This is a genomic window from Roseovarius salinarum (assembly GCF_002834145.1).
Lineage (GTDB): Bacteria > Pseudomonadota > Alphaproteobacteria > Rhodobacterales > Rhodobacteraceae > Roseovarius > Roseovarius salinarum.
On sequence record NZ_PHNT01000012.1, the window covers coordinates 1 to 213 of the forward strand.

The 213-nt window shown below is 70.4% G+C and carries 1 protein-coding gene; it reads right to left on the reverse strand.

Annotated elements, in window-relative coordinates:
* The coding region (locus CEF10_RS11480) for a transposase (RefSeq protein WP_232796487.1) at positions 1 to 213 on the reverse strand (213 nt) is incomplete at both ends.

A 213-nucleotide genomic window follows, 5' to 3' on the forward strand; every position in this document is an offset into this window, starting at 1 on the left:
GGCGGCGCAGTGGTCGCAGGCAGCGCCTCGGTGGTCGGCACCTCGACGAACCTCGCCGGCGCTTTGGCCGGCCAGAGGCCCTTCCGCTTCAGCGCCCGCCGCCATTGATAGAGATGCTGCCGCGTAATGTCGTGCCGCCGCGCGACGTCGGAAACCGTCCAGCCGTTCACCCCGACTTCCCCGAGGATCTCCAGCTTGAGCGCGTCCGGCCAC